At 73.0% G+C, this 21207-nt stretch carries 19 protein-coding genes; 10 read left to right on the forward strand and 9 right to left on the reverse strand.

The features are described 5' to 3' along the window. Positions 1-35: 35 nt before the first annotated feature. The 4 genes from J5X75_RS46340 to J5X75_RS02260 form a co-directional block, all read right to left on the reverse strand. Positions 36-2072: an arginase family protein gene (locus J5X75_RS46340; protein WP_208465481.1), complete on the reverse strand. Its 2037-nt coding sequence runs from the start codon at positions 2070-2072 to the stop codon at positions 36-38. Between the two features lie 29 nt (positions 2073-2101). Further along, positions 2102-3031, reverse strand: a complete 930-nt coding sequence (locus J5X75_RS02250; RefSeq protein WP_208465482.1) for a tetratricopeptide repeat protein — start codon at positions 3029-3031, stop codon at positions 2102-2104. A gap of 73 nt (positions 3032-3104) precedes the next feature. Next, complete coding sequence (gene icmA / locus J5X75_RS02255) at positions 3105-4778, reverse strand: coenzyme B12-dependent isobutyryl-CoA mutase large subunit (protein ID WP_208465483.1); 1674 nt, start codon at positions 4776-4778, stop codon at positions 3105-3107. A gap of 31 nt (positions 4779-4809) precedes the next feature. Next, positions 4810-5973 (reverse strand): FAD-dependent oxidoreductase, encoded by a 1164-nt coding sequence (locus J5X75_RS02260; RefSeq protein ID WP_208465484.1) that lies wholly within the window; start codon positions 5971-5973, stop codon positions 4810-4812. A gap of 52 nt (positions 5974-6025) precedes the next feature. On the opposite strand from J5X75_RS02260, the gene J5X75_RS02265 reads away from it, so the two are divergent. Beyond that, on the forward strand, positions 6026-6607 hold the full coding sequence (locus J5X75_RS02265) for a PadR family transcriptional regulator (protein WP_208465485.1): 582 nt from the start codon (positions 6026-6028) through the stop codon (positions 6605-6607). Here J5X75_RS02265 and meaB read toward each other — a convergent pair. Further along, the gene (gene meaB / locus J5X75_RS02270) at positions 6604-7563 is read right to left on the reverse strand and encodes a methylmalonyl Co-A mutase-associated GTPase MeaB (RefSeq protein WP_208465486.1); all 960 of its coding nucleotides are present in this window, start codon (positions 7561-7563) and stop codon (positions 6604-6606) included. The two genes, J5X75_RS02265 and meaB, sit on opposite strands and share 4 nt — an antisense overlap. Next, positions 7560-8744 (reverse strand): acetyl-CoA C-acetyltransferase, encoded by a 1185-nt coding sequence (locus tag J5X75_RS02275; protein ID WP_208465487.1) that lies wholly within the window; start codon positions 8742-8744, stop codon positions 7560-7562. The genes meaB and J5X75_RS02275 overlap by 4 nt, the downstream gene beginning before the upstream one ends. Positions 8745-8825: 81 nt before the next feature. Here J5X75_RS02275 and mce point away from each other — a divergent pair, with 81 nt between their 5' ends. The 4 genes from mce to J5X75_RS02295 all read left to right on the forward strand — a co-directional run bounded on the left by mce (position 8826) and on the right by J5X75_RS02295 (position 13678). Further along, positions 8826-9308 carry a methylmalonyl-CoA epimerase gene (mce, locus tag J5X75_RS02280; RefSeq protein WP_208465488.1) on the forward strand — a complete coding sequence of 161 codons (483 nt, stop codon included), beginning with the start codon at positions 8826-8828 and terminating at the stop codon, positions 9306-9308. Between the two features lie 260 nt (positions 9309-9568). Continuing rightward, positions 9569-10900, forward strand: coding sequence for a coiled-coil domain-containing protein (locus tag J5X75_RS02285; protein ID WP_208465489.1), 1332 nt, complete (start codon positions 9569-9571; stop codon positions 10898-10900). Positions 10901-11128: 228 nt separating this feature from the next. Continuing rightward, positions 11129-12517 carry a Laminin subunit beta-1 gene (locus J5X75_RS02290; RefSeq protein ID WP_238487242.1) on the forward strand — a complete coding sequence of 463 codons (1389 nt, stop codon included), beginning with the start codon at positions 11129-11131 and terminating at the stop codon, positions 12515-12517. A 42-nt stretch (positions 12518-12559) separates the two neighbouring features. Further along, positions 12560-13678 (forward strand): AI-2E family transporter, encoded by a 1119-nt coding sequence (locus J5X75_RS02295; protein ID WP_208465491.1) that lies wholly within the window; start codon positions 12560-12562, stop codon positions 13676-13678. On the opposite strand, the gene J5X75_RS02300 is transcribed toward J5X75_RS02295, so the two are convergent. Both J5X75_RS02300 and J5X75_RS02305 read right to left on the reverse strand, forming a co-directional pair. Then, positions 13675-14451 carry an alpha/beta hydrolase gene (locus J5X75_RS02300; protein WP_208465492.1) on the reverse strand — a complete coding sequence of 259 codons (777 nt, stop codon included), beginning with the start codon at positions 14449-14451 and terminating at the stop codon, positions 13675-13677. The two genes, J5X75_RS02295 and J5X75_RS02300, sit on opposite strands and share 4 nt — an antisense overlap. A 7-nt stretch (positions 14452-14458) precedes the next feature. Then, a complete protein-coding gene (locus J5X75_RS02305; protein WP_208465493.1) occupies positions 14459-14788 on the reverse strand; it encodes an Rv1322 family protein in 330 nt (109 codons plus the stop codon). 54 nt (positions 14789-14842) lie between these two features. On the opposite strand from J5X75_RS02305, the gene J5X75_RS02310 reads away from it, so the two are divergent. The 3 genes from J5X75_RS02310 to J5X75_RS02320 are packed head-to-tail and all read left to right on the forward strand — an operon-like array spanning position 14843 to position 18474. Further along, a complete protein-coding gene (locus J5X75_RS02310; RefSeq protein ID WP_208465494.1) occupies positions 14843-16336 on the forward strand; it encodes an aldehyde dehydrogenase family protein in 1494 nt (497 codons plus the stop codon). Between the two features lie 24 nt (positions 16337-16360). Beyond that, the gene (locus tag J5X75_RS02315; protein WP_208465495.1) at positions 16361-16993 is read left to right on the forward strand and encodes an ABC transporter ATP-binding protein; all 633 of its coding nucleotides are present in this window, start codon (positions 16361-16363) and stop codon (positions 16991-16993) included. Further along, entirely contained in the window at positions 16990-18474 is a 1485-nt protein-coding gene (locus tag J5X75_RS02320; RefSeq protein ID WP_208465496.1) for a DUF6297 family protein, read from the forward strand. The genes J5X75_RS02315 and J5X75_RS02320 overlap by 4 nt, the downstream gene beginning before the upstream one ends. An 8-nt stretch (positions 18475-18482) precedes the next feature. Here J5X75_RS02320 and nucS read toward each other — a convergent pair whose 3' ends face one another. After that, positions 18483-19142 (reverse strand): endonuclease NucS, encoded by a 660-nt coding sequence (nucS, locus tag J5X75_RS02325; protein ID WP_208465497.1) that lies wholly within the window; start codon positions 19140-19142, stop codon positions 18483-18485. A gap of 71 nt (positions 19143-19213) precedes the next feature. Between nucS and J5X75_RS02330 the strand changes: the two genes are divergently transcribed. Next, positions 19214-19834 (forward strand): DUF4126 domain-containing protein, encoded by a 621-nt coding sequence (locus J5X75_RS02330; RefSeq protein ID WP_208465498.1) that lies wholly within the window; start codon positions 19214-19216, stop codon positions 19832-19834. Positions 19835-19842: 8 nt separating this feature from the next. After that, positions 19843-21174: a hypothetical protein gene (locus J5X75_RS02335; RefSeq protein WP_208465499.1), complete on the forward strand. Its 1332-nt coding sequence runs from the start codon at positions 19843-19845 to the stop codon at positions 21172-21174. The last annotated feature ends 33 nt before the right edge of the window (positions 21175-21207 follow it).

Raw genomic sequence — 21207 nt, forward strand, 5'->3', positions numbered from 1 at the left:
ATGCCTCCGGTCACCCTCCGGCCCGGCCGCCGTGATCAGGCGGCACCGGGTGGGAGGCCGCCGAGGGGGCCCGGGCCTGCGGCGGGCGGGCCGAAGTCGCCGAGCACGGGCGGATCCGCCGGCGGGCGCGGGCGCAGCATGCCGGGACGGGTCGCGGGGATCGGATCCGAGTCGAGCAGCGGCGCGGATCCCAGCGGCCGGGAGAGAAGGCGCACCTCGTTGGCCCCGGCCCGGGAATCCGGACCGTCCGGCACCGGCACGGGTTCCTCATCGGCCGGTTCGGCTTCGGCCGCCGCCTCCGGCTCGGTCTCGTCCGGCTCGGCTTTGTCCGGGTCGACTTCGGCCGGGTCGGCGTTGCCCGGGTCGGCGTCGCCCGGGTCGGCGTTGTCCAGGTCGGCGTTGTCCAGGTCGGCGTTGTCCAGGTCGGCCCGGTCCCGGTCCGCGTGATCTCCGTCGGTGTGGCCGGAGCCGTCCAGGCCGGAGCGATCCGGCTCGGTGTCCACGCCCGGGCTGTCGCCGGGCTCATCGGACACGACCGTGCCGCCCGTCGGGCCGGTCGTCGCCGGGGCTGAACCGAATCGGTCATGGGCTGTCCGGGCATCGTCCCCGACACCGGCCGCGCGGCGGCCGTTGCCGCTCCGCGCCGTGGTGCCGAGAGCCGCCGCCAGGACGGACTCCGCGTCCACGGGCAGCGTGTTCCTCACCGGGCGAGCCGACGCGGACCCACCCCGGTCGTCCTCCGTCGCGGCGTCACCGGCGGAGGCCGGCCCCACCTGGACCGGGATCGCCCCGAGCGGCACGCCGACGCCCGGATCGACCGGCTCCGCCACATCCGGCTCCGCCCGGTCCGGCGTCTCGCCACCCCCGGAACCCGCCCGATCCGACGTCCCGCCACTTCCGGAGGCCGCCCGATCCGACGTCCCGCCAACCCCGGAACCCGCCCGATCCGGCGCCTCGCCAACCCCGGAGACCGCCCGGTCCGGCGTGGCCCCGGCGGGCGTCGGCTTACCAGCGGAGCCGTCGTGCGGAGCGCCGACGGTCGCCGTGCCGGACGGCGCGTCGCCGGTGGCCTCGGCCTGGGACGGCGGGTCCGGCGAGACGTCCGGCGCGGCGGTGGCGGCCAGGTCGCGCCGGGCCGCGGCCAGATCCGGGCGCGGGCTGGTGGACCGGACCGGGGACAGCCCGCTCACCACGGCGGACGTGATCTCGGCGGCGTACCGGCCGTCCGGGTCGTAGTCCGGGTCGAAGACGGTGATCTCGACGCCCAGGCAGTGCGGGGACTCGACCAGCCCGGCCAGCAGCAGCTCCAGCTCGGGGAAGGCGATGCCGCCCGGGTCGGGGGCGTCGACGGCGGGCATGACGGCCGGGTCGAGGACGTCGACGTCCACGTGCACCCAGTAGCCGGCGCAGTCGACGAGCTGGTCGCGGGCCCACTGGGCGCTGCGGGCCGCGCCCTCGGCGCGCAGCGCGGGGACCGGCCGGGTCACGATGCCGGCGGCCTGGAGGTCGAGGCGGTACTCGTCCTGGGCACGGATGCCGAGGACGACCACGTCGATGTCGCGGAAGTACGGCCGGCGGGACTCGATCGCCGCGAGGTTCGCCTGGCCGCGGCCGGTGACCAGGGCGAGGTCCTCACCGGCGGCGGCGCCCACGTACGACGCGTTGCCGGGGTGCCGGAAGTCGGAGTGGCCGTCCACGAACACCAGCCCGATGCGGCCGCCGACCGCGTCGCCGAGCCGGTGCATGGCGATGCCCGATCCGATCAGGATGGAGCAGTCCCCGCCGAGGACGACCGGGAACTCGCCGCCGTCGATGATGGCGCCGATCCGGTCGGCCAGCGCCCGCGAGTACGCGGCGATCTCGGCGGCGTGAGCCACCCCGTCGCCGGGGCGCCAGTCACCGGGGTCGTACCGCGGTGGGGTGAGGCAGCCCGCGTCGCGGGCGGCGAGGCGGGTGAGCAGGCCCTGATCGCGGAGGGCGCCGGGCGCTTTGGCGCAGCCCGGCACCGACGTCGCGGTCGGCGGGCGCAGGCCGAGATTGGACGGTGCGTCCAGAACGGCGATGCGGCGCACGACGCCCTCCTTCGCTCGAGACCCGCAGCCTAGAAGAGTGCGCTGGCCAGCGCACGCCGCGCGCCGGCGACCGCGGGGTCGTCCGGGCCGGCCACCAGGAACAGCGACAGCAGATGCTTGCGGACGGCCTCCCGGTCGTCGCCGGCGGTCCGCTTGATCAGGGCGATCAGGCGGGCGTACGCGTCCGGCGCCTGACCGCTGAGCACCTCGATGTCGGCGGCGAGCCGCTGGGCGGCCACGTCGTCCTGGTCGGCGGCGGCCTTGGCCAGCGCGGACGACGGGTCGACGCCGCTGATCCGCCGGTACAGCTCGACCTGGGCGAGGCCGGACTCGGCGGCCGCGTCGGCGGGCGACTCGGCCAGGATCTTCCGGTACGCCGCCTCGGCCTCGTCGAGGTCGCCGGTCATCAGGGCGTCGTCGGCCGCGTCGAGGCGGGGGTCCTCGGGGGTGGCCACCTCGACCCCGGCCGCCTTGAGGACGGCATCGATGTACTGCCGGATCTGGGACTCGGGCAGGACCCCGCTGAAGCCCTCCACCGGCTGCCCGCCGATCACCGCGGTCACCTGCGGGATGCCCTGCACCCGGAACACCTGCGCCAGGCGCGGGTTGAGATCCACATTGACCTTGCCGAGTATCCACGTACCGCCGTACTCAGCGGCCAGGCGCTCCAGCACCGGCGACAGCTTCTTGCACGGGTCGCACCAGTCGGCCCAGAAGTCCAGCAGCACCGGAGTGGTCAACGACCGCTCGAGAACGGCCTGGAAGTCGGCCTCGTTGACATCGATGACCGTCTCCGGGTTGACGCCGGGCACCGGGCCCGGCACGCCCGCGGCCGGGGTGGCCGCGGGCGTCGCGGGACGGCTCGGGGCGGCCGGTTTGGCCGGTGCCGCGGGGCGCAGCGCGCTGAGATCGACCGCGCCGCGGGTGAAGATCGACGGAGTGGTCCGTGGGTCGCTCATGGTTACCTAGTCTCGCACGCTGTCACGCCTGTTCGCGTCGCCACCAGTCCCCTCGATATCGGACGTCACAGCGTCAGAATCGCGGCGGCTCCCGGTAGATCCCCCACTCCGACTTCAGCACGCCGCAGATCTCGCCGAGGGTGGCTTCGGCACGGACCGCGTCGAGCATCGCGGGGATCATGTTCTCCCCGGTACGGGCCACCGCCACCATCCGTTCCAGGGCCGCTTTCACCCGTACCCCGTCGCGGTCGGTCTTGCGAGCGGCGAGCTCGCGCCGCTGCACCTGCTCGACCTCGTGGGAGACACGCAGGATCTCCAGTTCCTTGGCCAGGGTGCTGTTGTGCGCGTTGACGCCGACCACCTTCTTGTCGCCCTTCTCCAGGGCCTGCTGGTAGGCGAACGCGGCCTCGGCGATGTGCGCGGTGAACCAGCCGTCCTCGATGCCGCGCAGGATGCCGGCGGTGATGCTGCCGTCGTGGCCGAGCTCGCGGATCCGGGCGAAGATCTCCTCCGCCTCGGCCTCGATCCGGTCGGTGAGCGCCTCCACATACCACGATCCGCCGAGCGGGTCGGCCACATTGACCACCCCGGTCTCCTCCATGATCACCTGCTGGGTGCGCAGGGCGATCTCGGCGGACTCGTCGGTGGGCAGCGCGAGGGTCTCGTCGAGGGCGTTGGTGTGCAGCGAGTTGGTGCCGCCGAGGACCGCGGAGAGCGCCTCGATGGCGGTCCGGACCACGTTGTTGACCGGCTGCTGTGCGGTGAGCGAGACACCGGCGGTCTGCGTGTGGAACTTCAGCCACAGCGCCTTCTCGCTGGTGGCGCCGTAGTCGTCGCGCAGGTGCCGGGCCCAGATCCGCCGGGCCGCGCGGAACTTGGCGATCTCCTCGAAGAAGTCCACGTGCGCGTCGAAGAAGAAGCTCAGCCCGGGCGCGAACTGGTTGACGTCGAGGCCGCGGGACAGTCCCAGTTCGACGTACCCGAAGCCGTCGGCCAGCGTGTACGCCAGTTCCTGCGCGGCGGTCGAGCCGGCCTCCCGGATGTGGTAGCCGCTCACCGACAGCGGCTTGTACTTCGGGATCTCGGCGGCGCAGTACTCCATCAGGTCGCCGATCAGGCGCAGGTGCGGCTCCGGGGCGAAGAGCCACTCCTTCTGCGCGATGTACTCCTTGAAGATGTCGGTCTGCAGCGTGCCGTCGAGGTCGCGCAGGTTGGCGCCCTGCCGTTCGGCGGCCACCAGGTACATGCAGAAGACCGGGACCGCCGGACCGGAGATGGTCATGCTGGTGGTGACGTCCTGGAGCGGGATGCCCTCGAACAGCACGTCCATGTCGGCGGCCGAGTCGATCGCGACGCCGCAGTGCCCGACCTCGCCGAGCGACTCGGGCTCGTCGGAGTCGCGGCCCATCAGGGTGGGCATGTCGAAGGCGACGCTGAGGCCGCCACCGCCGGCGGCCAGGATCATCTTGTAGCGCTCGTTGGTCTGCCGGGCGTTTCCGAACCCGGCGAACTGGCGGATGGTCCAGGTGCGCCCGCGGTATCCGGTCGGATAGAGACCCCGGGTGTACGGGAACTCGCCCGGCCATCCGATCCGCTCGAATCCGGGATAGGCGGCGCCCTCGGGGGGCCCGTAGACGGGGTCGACCGCCACGCCGGAGAGCGTGGTGAAGTCGGCGTCCCGCTTGCGGGCCGCATCGTAGCGTCGTTGCCAGCGTTCCCGGCCGGCATGGATCTCGGCAGCGTCCATGCGGCCATCGTAGAGCAGAACTGAACGATCATTAAGCCCCCGGGAGCCGGTGTTCGAAGATCCACGCCTGCGGGTCGCCGTTGCGGTAGAGCAGCCGCATGATCGCCGGCATGGTGGCGTCCCGCAGCGCCGCGCGGACCGGGCCGAGCACCTTCGAGGAACTGCTGCGCCGGCCCTGGACGACCACCTTCTCCACCCGGGGGCGGCGGGCGGCCGCGTACGCCGCGAGGGCCGCCGGAACGTCCGGGTGCTCGCGCAGGCTGTGCCCGAGGACCACAGCGTCCTCCAGCGCCATCGACGCGCCCTGGCCGGAGGACGGCGCGACGGCGTGCGCCGCGTCGCCGGTCAGGACGATCCGCTCGCCGTGCCAGACCGGCACCCGCCGCAGGTCCCGGGTGTTCCACGGCCCGAGGACCTCGCTGCTGGCCCGGATCAGATCGGCCGCCGGATCGCCCGCGAACAACTCCAGCAGGTACGCCCGCCAACTGTCCGGGGTGAACTCGCCGGGCTCGGCCGGGCGACGGCGCGGCGGGTTGGCGAACCACCAGACCGAGCCGTCCGGGGCGGTCACCCAGCCGAAGAAGGCACGCCGGCCGAAGGACATCCGCATCACCCCGGGCGGCGGCGCGTCCCGGACCGGGCCGTCGGTGAAGCCGCCGGTGTTGAGCAGGCCGAGATAGTGCGGCGCGGGAGCCTTCGGATCGAGAACCTCCCTGGTACGCGAGTGCAGCCCGTCCGCGCCGACCAGCAGGTCTCCCCGCGCCGTGCGGCCGTCGGCGAACTCGGCCACGTCGCCGGACACGCCGGTCAGCCGGGCGCCGTACTCGATCGGGATGCCGCGGGCGGTCACCTCGGCGCGCAGTGCCGCGTACAGATCGGAGCGACGGATCGTGGTGCTGACCGTCCCGTCCGGCAGCGGCCCACCTAGCGGCACCTCGGCCAGCAGCCGCCCGGAGGCGCCGTGCAGCTCGATCACCGGGGTGGCGAACCCGCGGGCCAGAACCGTCGCCGGGTCCAGGCCGAGGGCGCGCAGCGCGGTCACCCCGTTGACCGCGAGGGTCACGAAGACGCCCCGCTCACCGGCGTCCCGCTCGGCGGCCTCGTAGATCACCGGGTGCAGGCCGGCGCGGTGCAGGGCGATGGCGGTGGCGGTCCCGGCGATGCCGCCACCGATCACGACAGCTTTTTTAGTCATGCAATGACTATTGATGACATGACTAGGGATCGTCAAGTCCTAAGCTGGCCGCATGAAGCGGTCTCCTCTGGCGATGGTTCTGCTGGCCCTGCTCGTGGAGGCGCCGATGCACCCGTACCGGATGCAGCAGGTGATCAAGCAGCGCGGCCAGGACCAGCTGGTCAACGTGGCGCAGCGCAACAGCGTCTACCAGACCCTGGACCGGCTGGTCCGGGAGGGACTGGCCCGCCCCGGCGGCACCAGCCGGGAGGCCGGGCGCCCGGAGCGGACCGTCTACGAGGTGACCGAGGAGGGCGCCGCCACACTGCGCCGCTGGCTGCTGGAGATGCTGCCGGAGCCGGCCCGCGAGTTCCCGGAGTTCCCGGTGGCGCTCGCCTTCCTGCCGGTCCTCAGCCCGGCCGAGACCCGGGAGCTGCTGGAACGGCGGCTCGAGACGCTCACCGACCGGGTCGCGGCCATCGACGCGCAGGCGCCGCCCGGCCTGCCCCGGCTCTTCCTGATCGAGGACGAGTACCGGGCGGCCGTGCTGCGGGCCGAGATCAGCTGGCTGCGCGGGGTGGTCGCCGACCTGGACGACGGCAGCCTGAGCTGGGACCGCGCGCTGATCGACGAGACGCTGGCCCGCTTCGGCTAGAGGTTGGCGACCAGTTCGGCGGCGGCCGCGTGCGGGTCGATCTCGCCGTCCACGACGCGGGCGGCGAGCAGTGGCAGGGCCGCGCCGCCGCTGAGATCGCCGATCCGGGCGCGCAGCGTGCCCAGCGCCAGCGCCGAGATCTCCGCCGACGCCCGGTGCTCCCGGCGCTTGCGGAGATGGCCGGTGCTCTCCAGCCAGTCCCGGTGCTTGCCGATCGCGGCCACCACGTCGTCGACACCCTCGCCCTTGGCCGCGACCGCGCGCACCACCTGGGGCCGCCACTCGTTCGGCCCGCGCTCGCCGAGCGCCAGCATGCCCTGGATGTCGCGGTAGGTGGCGTCGGCGCCCGGCCGGTCCGCCTTGTTGATCACGAAGACGTCGGCGATCTCCAGGACCCCGGCCTTGACCGCCTGGATGGCATCGCCCATCCCCGGTGCGAGCAGCACCAGCGTGGTGTCGGCCAGGGAGGCGATCTCCACCTCGGCCTGGCCCACGCCGACCGTCTCCACCAGCACCACGTCGCAGCCGGCGCCCTCCAGCACCCGGACCGCCTGCGGGGTGGCCGCCGAGAGCCCGCCCAGCTGACCCCGGCTGGACATGGAGCGGATGTAGACACCCGGGTCGGCGGTGTGGTCCTGCATGCGGATCCGGTCGCCGAGGATCGCCCCGCCGGTGAACGGGCTGGACGGGTCCACGGCCAGCACCCCGACCCGCCGGCCGCTCTCCCGCAGCGCGCGGACCAGCTCGTTGGTGGTGGTGGACTTGCCGACGCCGGGGGCGCCGGTCAGCCCGATGACCTGCGCCCGGCCCGCGAACGGGGCCATCGCCGCGGCCACCTCGGGCAGCGCGGGATCGCCGTTCTCCACCAGGCTGATCAGCCGGGCCACGGACCGCGCGTCGCCCTCCCGGGCCTTGGCGACGAGGGAGGGCACATCACGGGTCCGCCTCGACGTCACGCCGCCGGCACCTTGATGATCAGCGCGTCGCCCTGGCCACCGCCGCCGCACAGCGCGGCCGCGCCCAGGCCGCCACCGCGGCGCCGCAGCTCCAGCGCCAGGGTGAGCACCAGCCGGGCGCCGGACATCCCGATCGGGTGGCCGAGCGCGATGGCCCCACCGTTCACGTTGACGATCTCCTCATCCACCTTCAGCTCGCGGGCCGACTGGATGGCCACCTGAGCGAACGCCTCGTTGATCTCGATCAGGTCGAGATCGTCCACCTCGAGGCCGGCCTTGTCCAGCGCGTGCTTGATGGCGTTGGACGGCTGGGACTGCAACGAGCTGTCCGGCCCGGCGACGTTGCCGTGCGACACGATCTCGGCGATCCAGGTGAGGCCCAGCTCCTCGGCCTTCGCCCGGCTCATCACGATCAGCGCGGCCGCGCCGTCGGAGATCGGCGAGGAGCTGGCCGCGGTGATGGTGCCGTCCGGGGTGAAGGCCGGGCGGAGGGCGGACAGCGACTCGGCGGTGGCGCCGGGGCGGACACCCTCGTCGGTGTCGATCACCTGACCGGGGTCCCGGCCGCCGGCCGGGACCGCGGCGATCTCCTCGGCGAACCGGCCGTCGCGCTGGGCCGCGGCGGCCCGCTGGTGGCTGCGGGCGGCGAACGCGTCCTGCTGCTCGCGGGTGATGCCCAGGCGGGCGCCGCTCGCCTCGGTGGACTCGCCCATCGAGATGCCGGCCCACGGGTCCATCAGACCGTCGAACGCGGTGTGGTCGCGCACCAGCACGTCGCCGAACTTGCGGCCCTGGCGCTGATCGGCCAGCAGGTGCGGCGCGTTGGTCATGGACTCCATGCCGCCGGCCACCACCACGTCGAACTCGCCGGCCCGGATCAGCTGGTCGGCCAGCGCCACCGCGTCGATCCCGGAGAGGCAGACCTTGTTCACCGTGAGAGCGGGCGTGGTCATCGGGATGCCGGCGGCCACGGCGGCCTGCCGGGCCGGGATCTGGCCGCAGCCCGCCTGGAGCACCTGGCCCATGATCACGTACTGCACCCGCTCGGGGTCGACGCCGCCGCGGCTCAGCGCCGCCGCGATCGCGTGACCGCCCAGAGCGGTGGCGGGAAGGTGTTTGAGGTTGCCCAGCAGGCGCCCCATCGGGGTCCGGGCGCCACTGACGATGACGGAGCTGGTCATGGTCACGATCCGATCTGCGACGACCGGGTCTGGGGGAACCCGGGGTGGCCTTAACGATGGGTCAGGTCAGAGACTAACCGCATGACAGACGACACATCGAGCGCAGGCCGGGACGAGAATGTCACATTCCCCGGACTGCTCCGCATCGATCACGTCGGGATAGCGGTGCCCGACCTGGACGAGGCGATCGCCTTCTACGCGACCACCTTCGGGCTTCGCTGCGTGCACCAGGAGACCAACGAGGAACAGGGCGTACGGGAGGCGATGCTGGCGGTCGGCGACGGTGACGGCCCGCGGCTGCAACTACTGGCCCCGGCCCGCCCGGACTCGGCGATCGCGCGGTTCCTCGACCGCAGCGGCCCCGGTCTGCAGCAGCTGGCGTACACGGTGGCCGACGTGGAGGCGACCGCCGCGGCCCTGCGGTCCCGCGGTTTGCGCCTTCTGTACGACGCCCCCAAACGCGGCACCGCCGGATCCCGGATCAACTTCGTCCACCCGAAGGACGCCGGCGGCGTACTGGTCGAGTTGGTCGAGCCCGCCGGTGGGGGTACGCCGGTCGGGTGAATCGACCTGACGCGGCCCCGGTCTCCTGGCAGGATCGGGGCCATTGAGCAGGGCCGACGACGTCAGCGGTGGGATCGCGATCACTCGGAGCCCCGACTGTCCAGGTGGCGGCGGGACGGCACCGGATCGGCCGGCGCCGCCGGGCCCGTCACCCGAACGGTCCGGGGCCGCGCGACGGTCCAGGTCAAAGCTGATCTACTATGCGGTTCGGATGCCCCTCCGCTCTTGCATGTCCGCCCCCTTCTCGCCAGGATGGCGCAATGCCCCAGCAGCAGGATCAGAACCTGGCCTTCTTCGAGACCGCGAATTCGCAGCACGACTTCACGGTCGTCCTCCGCGGCTACGACCGTCACCAGGTCGACGGACACATCGGCCGGCTGCTCGCCGCGCTGAACCAGTCCGAGCAGGCCCGCGGCGAGGCCGAGCAACGGATGAACGACGCCCAGCGGCGTCTGCGCCAGGCCGAGCAGCGACTGAACGCGCTCGAGCAGAAGCTGGCCGACAGCAACAAGCTGCTGGAGGAGAACAACCGGCCGACGCTCTCCGGGCTGGGCACCCGGGTGGAGCAGATCCTGCGTCTCGCCGAGGAGCAGGCGAACGACCACCGGAACGAGGCGAAGCGGGAGTCCGAGGGCATTCTCTCCGCGGCCCGTCTCGAGGCCCGGGAGATCACCGACAAGGCCCGTGCCGAGGCCGCCGCCATGAAGGCGACCGCCGAGCGCGAGGCCGGGCAGGTGCGCACCCACGCCGAGCGGGAGGCCGCCGAGACCCGGGTGCAGGCCCGCCGCGAGGCCGACACGCTCCGGTCGGACGCCGACCGGGAGACCAAGCAACTCCGTACCGTGACCGCCCACGAGGTCGCCGAGCTCAAGTCGACCGTGGAGCGCGAGGTCGCGTCGCTGCGCGCCACCGCCGAGCGGGAGATCACCCAGGCCCGGGCCAAGGCCGCCCGGGAGGCCGAGGAGAAGCGCGCCGAGGCCACCAAGCTGCTCACCGACGCCCGCGACAAGCGGGACAAGGACCTCCAGTCGCTGGCCCTGGAGATCGCCGAGCGCCGGGAGAAGGCGGAGCGCGAGGAGTCGGAGCGGCACGCCGCCCAGGTCGCCGCGACCCAGAAGATGGTGTCCGAGGCCGAGGAGCGGGCCCGCGCCGCCGAGGACCGCGCCAAGGAGATCGAGCAGCGCGCCGAGGCCCGCCGGGTCGAGTCCGAGCGGTACTCCGCGGAGACCGTGGAGAAGGCGCGCGCCCTGGCGGAGAAGACCGTCACCGAGTCCCGCGCCGAGGGCAACCGGCTGCTCAGCGAAGCCCGGACCGAGGCGGAGCTGACCACCCAGGCGGCGCGCCGCGAGGTCGAGGACCTCACCCGCCAGAAGGACGCGGTCACCAACCAGCTCGGCCAGATGCTGTCCGGTCTCTCCGGCCTGGTTCCGGGAGGCGGCGCCGCTCCGGCGGCGGCCGCCGCCGCTGCCGTGGCCGCCGCCGCGGCGCCTGCTCAGCGGGCCGCCGAGCCGGAGGCCGAGGAGGCCGAGGAGACCGCCGGCGAGGCGGCGGAGACCGGTGACGAACCGGTGGCGGCTCAGACCAATTCCTGACCGAACTCCCGGTTCCCTCCGGTTGCGGACCCGCCACGGATACGCGACCGTGAACCCGCCGGGCGGCACATGACGAAATCAGGCCGTATCGGAGTTTCTCCGGTACGGCCTGACTCGTTTCGCGCTTGCCTGGGTTTGCCAACCGAGGTCAGACAAATCGCAACTACACGCATGGTCTCTTCCAACCCGGTGTGTATCGACACGCCACGGGACGATGCGTATGTGAGGATGGACAGCATGTCGCACGGCGGTGAAATCTTCGGTCTCGGCGGAGAGGCGGCCACCGAGCCCAGCTTCGAAACGGCCCTCCGGGGCTACGAGAAGAAGCAGGTCGAGCGATACGTCACCCGGGCGGAGAACGAGATAGCCGCCCTCCTCAACGACCGCGAGCAGGCTTACTCGCAGATCCAGGCGCTGAGCGCGCAGATCAAGGGCCTGCAGGCGGAGCTCACCCAGGCCCGGCGCGACTCCGGGATCACCGGCGAGGTGTCGTTCCGGCACCTCGGCAAGCGGGTGGAGCAGATCCTGCTCCTCGCCGAGGAGCAGGCCGAGGCGATCAAGGCGTCCGCCACCGACGACATCGCGAGCCGGCTCGCCGAGGCGGAGCGGATCCGGGCCGAGGCCGAGGCGCACGCCCACAACGCCATCCGGGACTTCGAGATCACCCTGGCCGCGCGCCGCGCGGAGGAGGAGAAGGTGGACACCGCGAAGCGGATCGCCACCGACAAGGCGATCGCCGCCGCCCGGCAGGCCGCGGAGCAGAAGCGCGCCGAGGCCGAGGCGGTGCTGGCGCGGGCCCGTAACGAGGGCAAGCACATCACCGAGAAGGCCACTCAGGACGCTCAGCGGGCCAAGGCCGAAGTGGACGGCTACGTGCAGTCCACCCGGATGCAGGCCGAGCAGGAGCTCAAGGCGCTGCGGGAGAAGACGCAGCAGGAGATCACCGCGCAGCGGACCGAGGCGGAGCGGGAGCAGGCCGACCTCAAGGCGGCCGTGGAGCACGAGCTGGCGCTGCGCCGGCACGCGGTGATCGAGGAGCTGGGCCAGATGCGGGCCGGCGTCGAGAAGCAGTGCTCCGACCTGCGCAGCGAGGCCGACAAGTACGCCGAGGAGGTGCTGCGCCGCTCCGACGACCAGGCCACCGCAGTCCGCAAGGAGATCGCCGCGCAGCAGGAGAAGATCGTTCAGGCCGGCCGCGATCTGGAGGCCGCTCTGGTCGAGACGTCCGAGGCCGAGAAGCGGCGGACCGCCGCTCAGGAGCAGGCGAAGGCGGCCGAGAAGGAGACCGAGCGGGTCGGTCAGCTGCTCACCGAGGCGAAGCAGCAGCTGGAGGCCGAGCTGAATCGGGTGGCCGAGGCGCAGCGTTCCGGTGAGGCCGCCGAGCGGCACGCCGCCGAGGTTCGCCGGCAGGTGCAGAAAGAGGCGAAACGGGTGGCCGAGCTGGCCGCCGCCGCGGTGCTGGCCGCCGCCGCCGAGCCCGAGGACGGCGAGAAGCCCGCCGACCCCGCCGCCCCCGGGGTGGCGCCGCCGGCCGACCAGGAGCCGCCGGCCAAGGTCACCGCCTCGGCCAAGGTGACCGTCCCGCAGGCGAGCCGGGTGCCGGCCGAGGCCGAGTGACCATCGGTGGCAGGGGTGGCCCGGCGGCGATAGCCTCAGTTGATGTCCGCCGAGCCACCCGTGCCCGAGGAGACGCCGCCCGTCGAGGAGCAGCCGCCGGTCGAGGAGCGGCCGCCCTTCGGCACGCCCGGTCCCCCGCTGAACCGGCGTAACCCCTTCCTGCTCGGCTTCCTCTTCGGGCTGGGCCTGATCCTGGCGTACTCGCTCTTCCTGGGCGTCCGGAACGCCGCCTCGATCCTGGTTCTGATCTTCATCGCGCTGTTCCTGGCGATCGGGCTGAACCCGGCGGTGACCCGGCTGCGCGGCTGGGGCCTGCCGCGCGGCGCGGCCGTGGCGGTCGTCGCGCTCAGTGTGGTGCTGCTGCTGGTCGGCGGGCTGGTGGCGCTGATCCCGCCGCTGGTCACCCAGACCACCGAGCTGGTCAACAACGCGCCCGAGGTGGTGGAGAGCCTGCGCCGCAGCCGGACGGTCAACGATCTGGTGCAGCGCTACGACATCGCGACCAAGGTGCAGGGCGCGGTGAACGCGGGGACGATCGGCAACGCCCTGGGCGGGGTGGTCGGCGGCGCCCGGCTGCTGTTCGGCACGATCTTCAACATCCTGACCGTGCTGGTGCTGACGATCTACTTCATGGCCGCCTTCGACCGGATCAAGGCGACCGGTTACCGCCTCGTGCCGGCCAGCCGCCGGGAGCGGGTCGCGCTGCTCACCGACGAGATCCTCAGCAAGGTGGGCGCCTACATGGTCGGGGCGCTGGCGATCGCCGTACTCGCCGGGGTGTGCAGTTTCGGGCTGGCGCTCACCCTCGGCCTGGCCTATCCGTTCGCGCTGGCCGTGGTGGTGGCGGTCTGCGACCTGATCCCGCAGATCGGCGCGACCCTCGGCGCCGTCGTGGTCAGCCTGGTCGGCTTCGCCGAATCGGTGACCGCCGGCATCGTCTGCATCGTGTTCTTCATCGTCTACCAGCAGGTGGAGAACTATCTGATCTACCCGCGGGTGATGCGCCGGTCGGTCCGGGTGAGCGACGTCGCGGCGCTGGTGGCGGCCCTGGTCGGGGTGGGGCTCTTCGGCGTGGTGGGCGCCCTGGTCGCCATCCCGATGGTGGCCGCCATCCAGCTGATCATGCGCGAGGTGGCGATCCCCAGCCTCGAGGACCGCTAGCCCTTCTCGAAGGCCGCGACCGTCCGGTCGGCGTAGGCGCTGGCGTCCCCGGTCTCCATCGGGCCGTCCCAGACCGACGGCAGCGGCGTCGGCACCTCCGGCGCCACCCGGCGGACGATCTCGTCGAGCACCTTCTCGGCGTCGCCGACCCACAGGTGCTTGGCGCCCGGGACCGGCAGCACCTCGGCCTGTGGGACGGCCGCGAACCGTTCGGCCGCCTCGGCCGGGCGCAGGTAGTCGTCGAACTCCGGGATCAGCGCGGTCAGCGGCTTGCCGTCGGCCGCCCAGGCCGCGAGATGCTCCGGCCGCGAGAAGCGCAGCGGCGGGGAGAGCAGGACCGCGCCGGCGATCGCCGGGTCCAGCCCGTACATCAGGGTCAGGTCGGTGCCGAAGGACCAGCCGACCAGCCAGATGTTCGGCAGGTCGGCGAACTCGGCGAACTCGATGGCGGCGGCCACGTCGTAGCGCTCGTCCACCGCCTGCGAGAACGCCCCGCCGCTGGTGCCCCGGACGCTGCTGGTGCCGCGGGTGTTGAAGCGCAGCACGGCGATCCCGGCCAGGGCGGGCAGCCGCCAGGCGGCCTTGCGGTAGACGTGACTGTCCATCATGCCGCCGTGGGTGGGCAGCGGGTGCAGGCAGACGAGGGTGGCCACCGGCTCGCGGTCGAGCGGCCGGGCCAGCTCACCGACGAGGGTGACGCCGTCGGCGGTGTGCAGCTCGATGTCCTCCCGGTGGGCCGGGAGGATCGAGTTGGCACGGATCTGGTTGCTCATACCGCGATCATCGCCCATAGCGGGGAGCGCTGCGCGACCGCTCCACCCCGGGAGCGCGGCGGTCCCGGGCCCGCCAGCAGCCGGTGTGCCAGTGGCGGCGGTCGGTCAGGTCGCCACGCTCGTCGACCGGCCAGGCCACCACGTGCGCCACGCCGGGCCGGATCTCCTGGACGCACCCCGGGCAGCGGTAGATCTTCACGGCCGCCGCACCGAACACGTTCCGCACCATGTAGTCACCGTCCTGCCACTGCTGGACGCGGTCCTCGGTGATGCCGGGACGGTCGGGACGCTCCTCGTCCGTCTTGGCGGAGCGGGGGCGGTTACGGCGGGGGCTCACAACCTCAAGCGTACGTAGTGACTCACTGGTAACAATCACCCTAGACTCGCGGACATGACGGCGACTCACGTTCCCGGCCTGCCAGTGATCGAGGACGGCCGGCTGATCTCGACGAACCCGGCCACCGGTGAGGAGGCCGGCCGCGTACCGGTCGCCGACGAGACGGCGGTGCGCGCGGCCGTCGGGCGCGCCCGGGAGGCCGCCCTGTGGTGGCAGGGCCTCGGTTTCGCGGGCCGCCGGACCCGGCTGCTGCGCTGGCGTTCACTGATCGTGCAGCGGATCGAGGAGCTGGCCGAACTCACCCACCGGGAGTCCGGCAAGCCGGTCACCGACGGGCTGATCGAGGCCACCGCCGCCGTCGAGCACCTGGACTGGGCGGCCCGCAACGCCAAGCGGGTGCTCGGGCCGCGCCGCGTCCGGACCCGGCTGCTGGTCGCCGAGCACTCCGGCCACCTGGAGTACCAGCCGTACGGCGTGGTCGGCGTGATCGGCCCGTGGAACTACCCGATCGTGACCCCGATCGGCCCGATCAGCGGCGCGCTGGCGGCCGGCAACGCGATCGTCTTCAAGCCGAGCGAGTACACGCCGGTGGTCGGGCAGTGGCTGGCCGACTCGTTCGCCGAGGTGGTGCCGGAGCACCCGGTGCTCCAGGTGGTGCACGGGCTCGGCGACGTCGGCGGCGCGCTGTGCCGGTCCGGGGTGGCCAAGATCTCCTTCACCGGCTCGACCGCCACCGCCAAGAAGGTGATGGCCGCCTGCGCCGAGAACCTGGTGCCGGTGGTGCTCGAGGCCGGCGGCAAGGACGCGCTGATCGTCGACGCCGACGCGGACGTGGAGGCGGCCGCCGAGGCCGCCGTCTGGGGCGCCATGACCAACGCCGGGCAGACCTGCATCGGCATCGAGCGGGTCTACGCCGTCGAGCCGGTCTACGACCGCTTCGTGGACGCCGTCGTGGCGAAGGCCGGCAAGCTGCGCACCGGCGAGGAGATCGGCCCGATCACCATGCCGAAGCAGCTCGACATCATCCGCGACCACATCGAGGACGCGCTGGCCAAGGGCGGCCGGGCGGTGCTCGGCGGCGCGGAGGCGGTGCAGGCGCCGTACGTCTCCCCCACCGTGCTGGTGGACGTGCCCGAGGACTCGTCGGAGATCCGTGAGGAGACGTTCGGCCCGACGCTCACCATCACCCGGGTGCGGGACGCCGACGAGGCCGTCACGAAGGCCAACGACACCCCGTACGGGCTGGGCGGCTCCGTCTTCGGGAAGAAGAACGCGATCCGGATCGCCCGCCGGCTGCGCTCCGGCATGGTCGCCGTGAACGGGACGCTCACCTTCGTCGGCATGGGCAACCTGCCGTTCGGCGGGGTCGGCGAGTCCGGCTTCGGGCGCATCCACGGCGACGACGGGCTGCGCGAGTTCGCCCGGGCCAAGGCGATCACCGTACGGCGTGGCCCGTCCCTGCTCCCGGCGATGACCTTCGAGCGCACCCCGGCCCAGGTGAAGCAGATCGTGAAGGCTCTGCGCCTGCTCTATGGTCGCAAGCCTTAGCACGGAAGCCTTAGCCTCGAAGGGGTGGCCGATCATCCCGCAGTCGAAGTCAGTGATCTGAATGTCAGCTACGGCTCGACGCCGGTGCTGGTGGATGTGGGGCTCACCGTCCCGGCCGGCGCCGGCGTCTGCGTCACCGGCGAGAACGGCATCGGCAAGTCCACTCTGCTGCGCTGTGTAAGCAGCCTCCAGCGCCCGGACTCGGGCGTGATCCGGGTGTTCGGCGGCGAGCCGGGCGACCGTCCCGACTTCTGGCGGGCGGTCGCCACCACGGTCGAGCCGCCCACCTGGTACCCCGGCCTGACCGCCCACGAGCACGCCGAGCTGGTCTGCCGGGCGCACGGACAGGACCCGGGCGAGGCGGGCATCGACGAGGCGCTGGAGCGGTTCGGGCTGGCCGGGCACGCCGACGCCATCCCGCCGTCGCTCTCCTCCGGCCAGAAGCAGCGGCTCACCCTGGCGCTGGTCCTGCTGCGCCCGAGCGCGCTGCTCATCCTGGACGAGCCGGAGCAGCGCCTGGACCCGGAGGGCCGGGCCATGGTCGCCGGCATGCTGGCCGACTATCTGGCCGGCGGCGGTTCACTGCTGCTGGCCAGCCACGACGACAAGTTCGCGGTCGCCGCGGGCGCCGAGATCGTCTCGATGGACATGCTGTGACCGTCGTCGAGCTGCGGCCGGTGCGCCGCTGGATCCGCCGTACCCAGTCCGCGCACCGGGATCGCGGCGAGACCGCCACCACGGCGTACGTCGTCGTCTTCTCGATCCTGGTGCTGGCCGCCATGGCCCAGGAGACGCTGGCCGCGGTCTTCCGCCCGCTGGTCCCGGATCTGACCGGCTCCGGGGCGCTGGCCTGGGCCGCCGTCTGCGCCGGCCTGCTCTTCGCCACGCTGCGCCGGCTGGGCCCGGTCACGGTCAGCCGCCCGGCCGCCTACTTCCTGCTCACCGCGCCGGTGAGCCGCCGCCGCCTGCTCTCGCCCACGCTGACCGTCGCGACCTTCGGCGCGGCTCTGGCGGGCGCCGCCGCGGCGCTCGGCATCCTCGGGCACGCCGCGTCCACCGGCTCGATCGTCCTGGTGGCGACCGGCGCCGTCGTGGGCGTGCTGCTCGCGGTGGCCGCCGCGACCGCGCAGGCGCGGCCCCGGGCGTCCCGGATCGCCGACGCGGTCGGGCGGGTGGCGATCGCCGCCGGGCTGGCCGTGCTGGTCGCCGAGGAGGCCGGGTGGACGCCGCCCACTCCGGGCGGGTGGCCGCCGGCCGTCGTCGTGGTCCCGCTCACCGGGCTGCTCGCGCTGGTCGCCGCCGCCGGCTTCCTTCTGGCTGTACGGGACCTCGCGCGCACCCCGAACGACGAGATCCTGGATTCGGCGAAGACGGCGGGCACCCTGGCCGACTCGGTGTACGGCGTGGAGCCGTCCTTCCTGGCCGACATGCTGGAGCGCCGCTACTGGGCACACCGTCGCCTGCGGTCCACCCGGCTGTCCCGCCGGCTGCCGCCGCTGACCGCCCAGGACCTGCTGTTGGCCCGCCGCCGGGTGCCGCGGCTGCTCTGGGCGGCGGCCGCCACCACGCTGCCGCTGCTGCTGTCCGGCGCCCCGCCGTGGCTGCTGGCCGGCACGCTGCTGATCGGCACGATGCTGGTGGCCCGCACCACGACGGCCGCCGTGAAGACCGACGCCACCAACCCGGTTCTGCTGCGCCTGCTGGGCCTGACCTCACGCCGGGCGCTGTGGCAACGGCTGTGGGTGCCGGCCGCGCTGGGCACGATCTGGGCCACCGTGGCGCTGGGCCTGCTCCAGGTGACCGGGGCGCTCCCGCCCGGCCCGTGGTGGCCGCTGGGCCTGGCGCTGGGCCCGATCGGTGCGGTGGCCGGTCTGCGGGCGGCCCGGGCCGGTCTGGTGCGCAACGACCTGCTGCCGGTGGAGACGCCGATGGGCTCGGTCCCGACCGGCCCGGTGCTGCACGCCTTCGCGGGCCTGGATCTGCTGCTCCTGGCCCTGCCCACGGTGGTCGCCCTGGCGACGGCCGCCCCGGCGACCGTGAGCCTGCTGATCCTCCAGCTGGGCCTGGGATACCTGGGCGTACACGCCTACCTGACCTTCACCACCTCACCGGACCGGGTCGAGCTGGCGGCCCGCTGACCTCGGCCTCAGAAGAGGGTGAGCTCGTCGCGCTTCATGCCGCGCAGGGCGTCGTAGTCGACGACGACGCAGCGGATGCCCCGGTCGGTGGCCAGCACCCGGGCCTGTGGCTTGATCTCCTGGGCCGCGAAGATGCCCTTGACCGGGGCGAGCAGCGGATCCCGGTTCATCAGCTCGAGGTAGCGGGTGAGCTGCTCCACCCCGTCGATCTCCCCGCGCCGCTTGACCTCGACCGCCACCGATCCGCCGTCGGCGTCCTTGCACAGCAGGTCGACCGGCCCGATGGCGGTCATGAACTCCCGGCGGACCAGGGTGAAGCCCTCGCCGAACGTCTCCGGGTGCTTGGCCAGCAGCTCCTGGAGGTGGGCCTCGACGCCGTCCTTCTGGAGACCGGGGTCGACGCCCAGCTCGTACGAATAATCCTGGAAGACCTCCTCCAGGGTGATCCGCAGCTCCTCGCCGGCCTTGTTCACCACCTTCCAGACGCCCGGCGCCTCCTGCAGCTTGCAGGGCGGGCTCATCCAGTTGAGCGGCTTGTAGGCACGGTCGTCGGCGTGGATCGACACCGACCCGTCGGCCTTGACCATCAGCAGCCGCACCGCCGGGGGCAGATGGGCGGAGAGACGGCCGACATAGTCCACGGAGCACTTCGCGATGACCAGACGCACCCAGCGACGGTACCTGACGGCGTACCGGCGCCCGGCGGGCGGCACGAGCGCGCCGATGCCATGCTGGAATCGTGCTCGAAGCATTGACCGGTACCGGTCTGGCCGCATCGGCCGGCCTGAACGCCTACATCCCCCTGCTCACCATGGGCCTGCTGGCCCGTTACACCGATGCCATCGAGCTGCCGTCCGGTTGGGCCTGGGTGTCCAACGGCTGGACCCTGACGATCCTGGCGCTCCTGCTGGCCGTCGAGGTGGTCGCGGACAAGGTGCCGGTGGTCGATCACGTCAACGACGTGGTGCAGACGTTCGTCCGGCCGACCGCCGGTGGTCTGGCGTTCGGGGCCGGCTCGTCCTCGGAGACGGTGACCGTCGCCGACCCGGGCGCGTTCTTCGGCTCGAACCAGTGGGTGCCCATCGCGGCGGGTGTGCTGATCGCGCTCTGTGTCCACGGTGTGAAATCGGCGTCCCGGCCCGTGGTCAATGCGACGACCGGCGGGCTCGGCGCCCCGGTCGCCAGCACGGCCGAGGACATCGGCAGCGTCGTCATGTCGGTGCTGGCCATCGTGCTTCCGGTGCTCGTGCTGGGCGTTCTCGGGGTGCTGGTCTGGGCGGCGGTGTGGGTGGTGCGCCGGCGTCGCCGCCGCAAGCGTGAGCGGATCGGGAGTGTCGAGACCCGTCACCTGTTTGGTTGACTTCTCGGGTGCCCGCGATCGCCGTACCCGCCTTCGCCCTCGCCTGGTGGTTCGCCTGTTACCTGATCGGCCGTGATCCGGAGCGGGCGAGCCTGCGCTGGCAGGCGACGGCCCTCGTGTCGTACGCCCTCGGGGTGGCCGCCTGGACGCTGGCCCCCGCCTCCGATCCCGCCGAGATCCTGCTCTGCATCCCGGCGCTGTGCTGGGCCGGCGCGGTGGTGGCGCTGCTGCCGCTCACCCCGGCCGAGCGCCGCCCGGTGGACCGTGGCGCGCTGGCCCTCGGCGCCGCGTTCCTGTTGATGATCGTCTTCCTGCCGCAGGCGGGCCGCCTCGTGGTGCTGGCCCCGCTGGTCGGTGGGCTGACCCTGCTGTGGCGGCTGCGCGCCCAGGTGGCGCCGCGGATGATCCCGCTCGCGCTGACCGTGATGGCGGTGCTCTGCACGGCCGCGCTGGGGCTGCTGCTGTTCACCGCCGGGGGCGCCCGCGCCGCGATCGCCGCCCTGGGCCTGGACCTGCTGGTGGTCGGTTACCTGGTGGCGGTGTCCCACGCGGCCGAGGCCGGTGAGCGGCTGCGGCCCGATCTGCGCCGGGCGATCGTCGCCGGGCTGGCCGTGCTGGTGCTGGCCGGGATCCCGGCGGCGGCCACCATGTTCCTGGTCCCGGAGCACGACGGGGTGGCCGCGCTCCAGTTCCTGGTGCTGGCGGCCGGCGCCACCCTGGCCGGGCTGGGCGCTCAGGTGCGCCGGCTGCTGGACCGGCTGGCGCTGGCCGGCGAGGACCGGCTGCGCTCGGACCGGGCGGCCCTGTTCCTGAACGCGGACGCGCTGCTGCGCCGCCGTGAGCGCCGGCGGCTGCACACCGTCGGCGAGACCGAGTTCCTGCGGATGACCCGGCGGGCGCTCACCGACTTCGGCGACCTGAACCGGCTGGCCCGCAGCCCGCTGACCGATCTGCCGTCGGTGGAGCGGCGGCTGGCCGGGCGGGAGGACCAGCCCCGGGCGCGCGCCCGGGAGTTGCGGGCGGTGCTGCGGGAGTGCGTCTCGGCGCTGCGCCCGCCGGGCCCGTTCGGCACCACCGACGACTGGCGGTACTACAACGTTCTCCAGTTCTGCTGCGTGCTGGGGCTGAACCCGTACGCCCGGCGGCCGAAGACCGACGGGATGAGCCGGGAGGCGCGGCTGGCCGTCGACTGGTTCCGGCGGTACGTCCCGGAGGCGGTCACCAAGCAGTGGGTCCGGGAGGCCGCGATGATCGTGGCCGAACGGCTGTGGACCGAGGTGGCGGTCCGGCAGCCGGCGCTGCCCGCCACGCCGGACCAGATCACGACACGCAACCGGTAAGCGGATAAATGCCGTAAAGATGGCTAAAATCGC

Source organism: Actinoplanes flavus (assembly GCF_017592555.1).
GTDB lineage: Bacteria > Actinomycetota > Actinomycetes > Mycobacteriales > Micromonosporaceae > Actinoplanes > Actinoplanes flavus.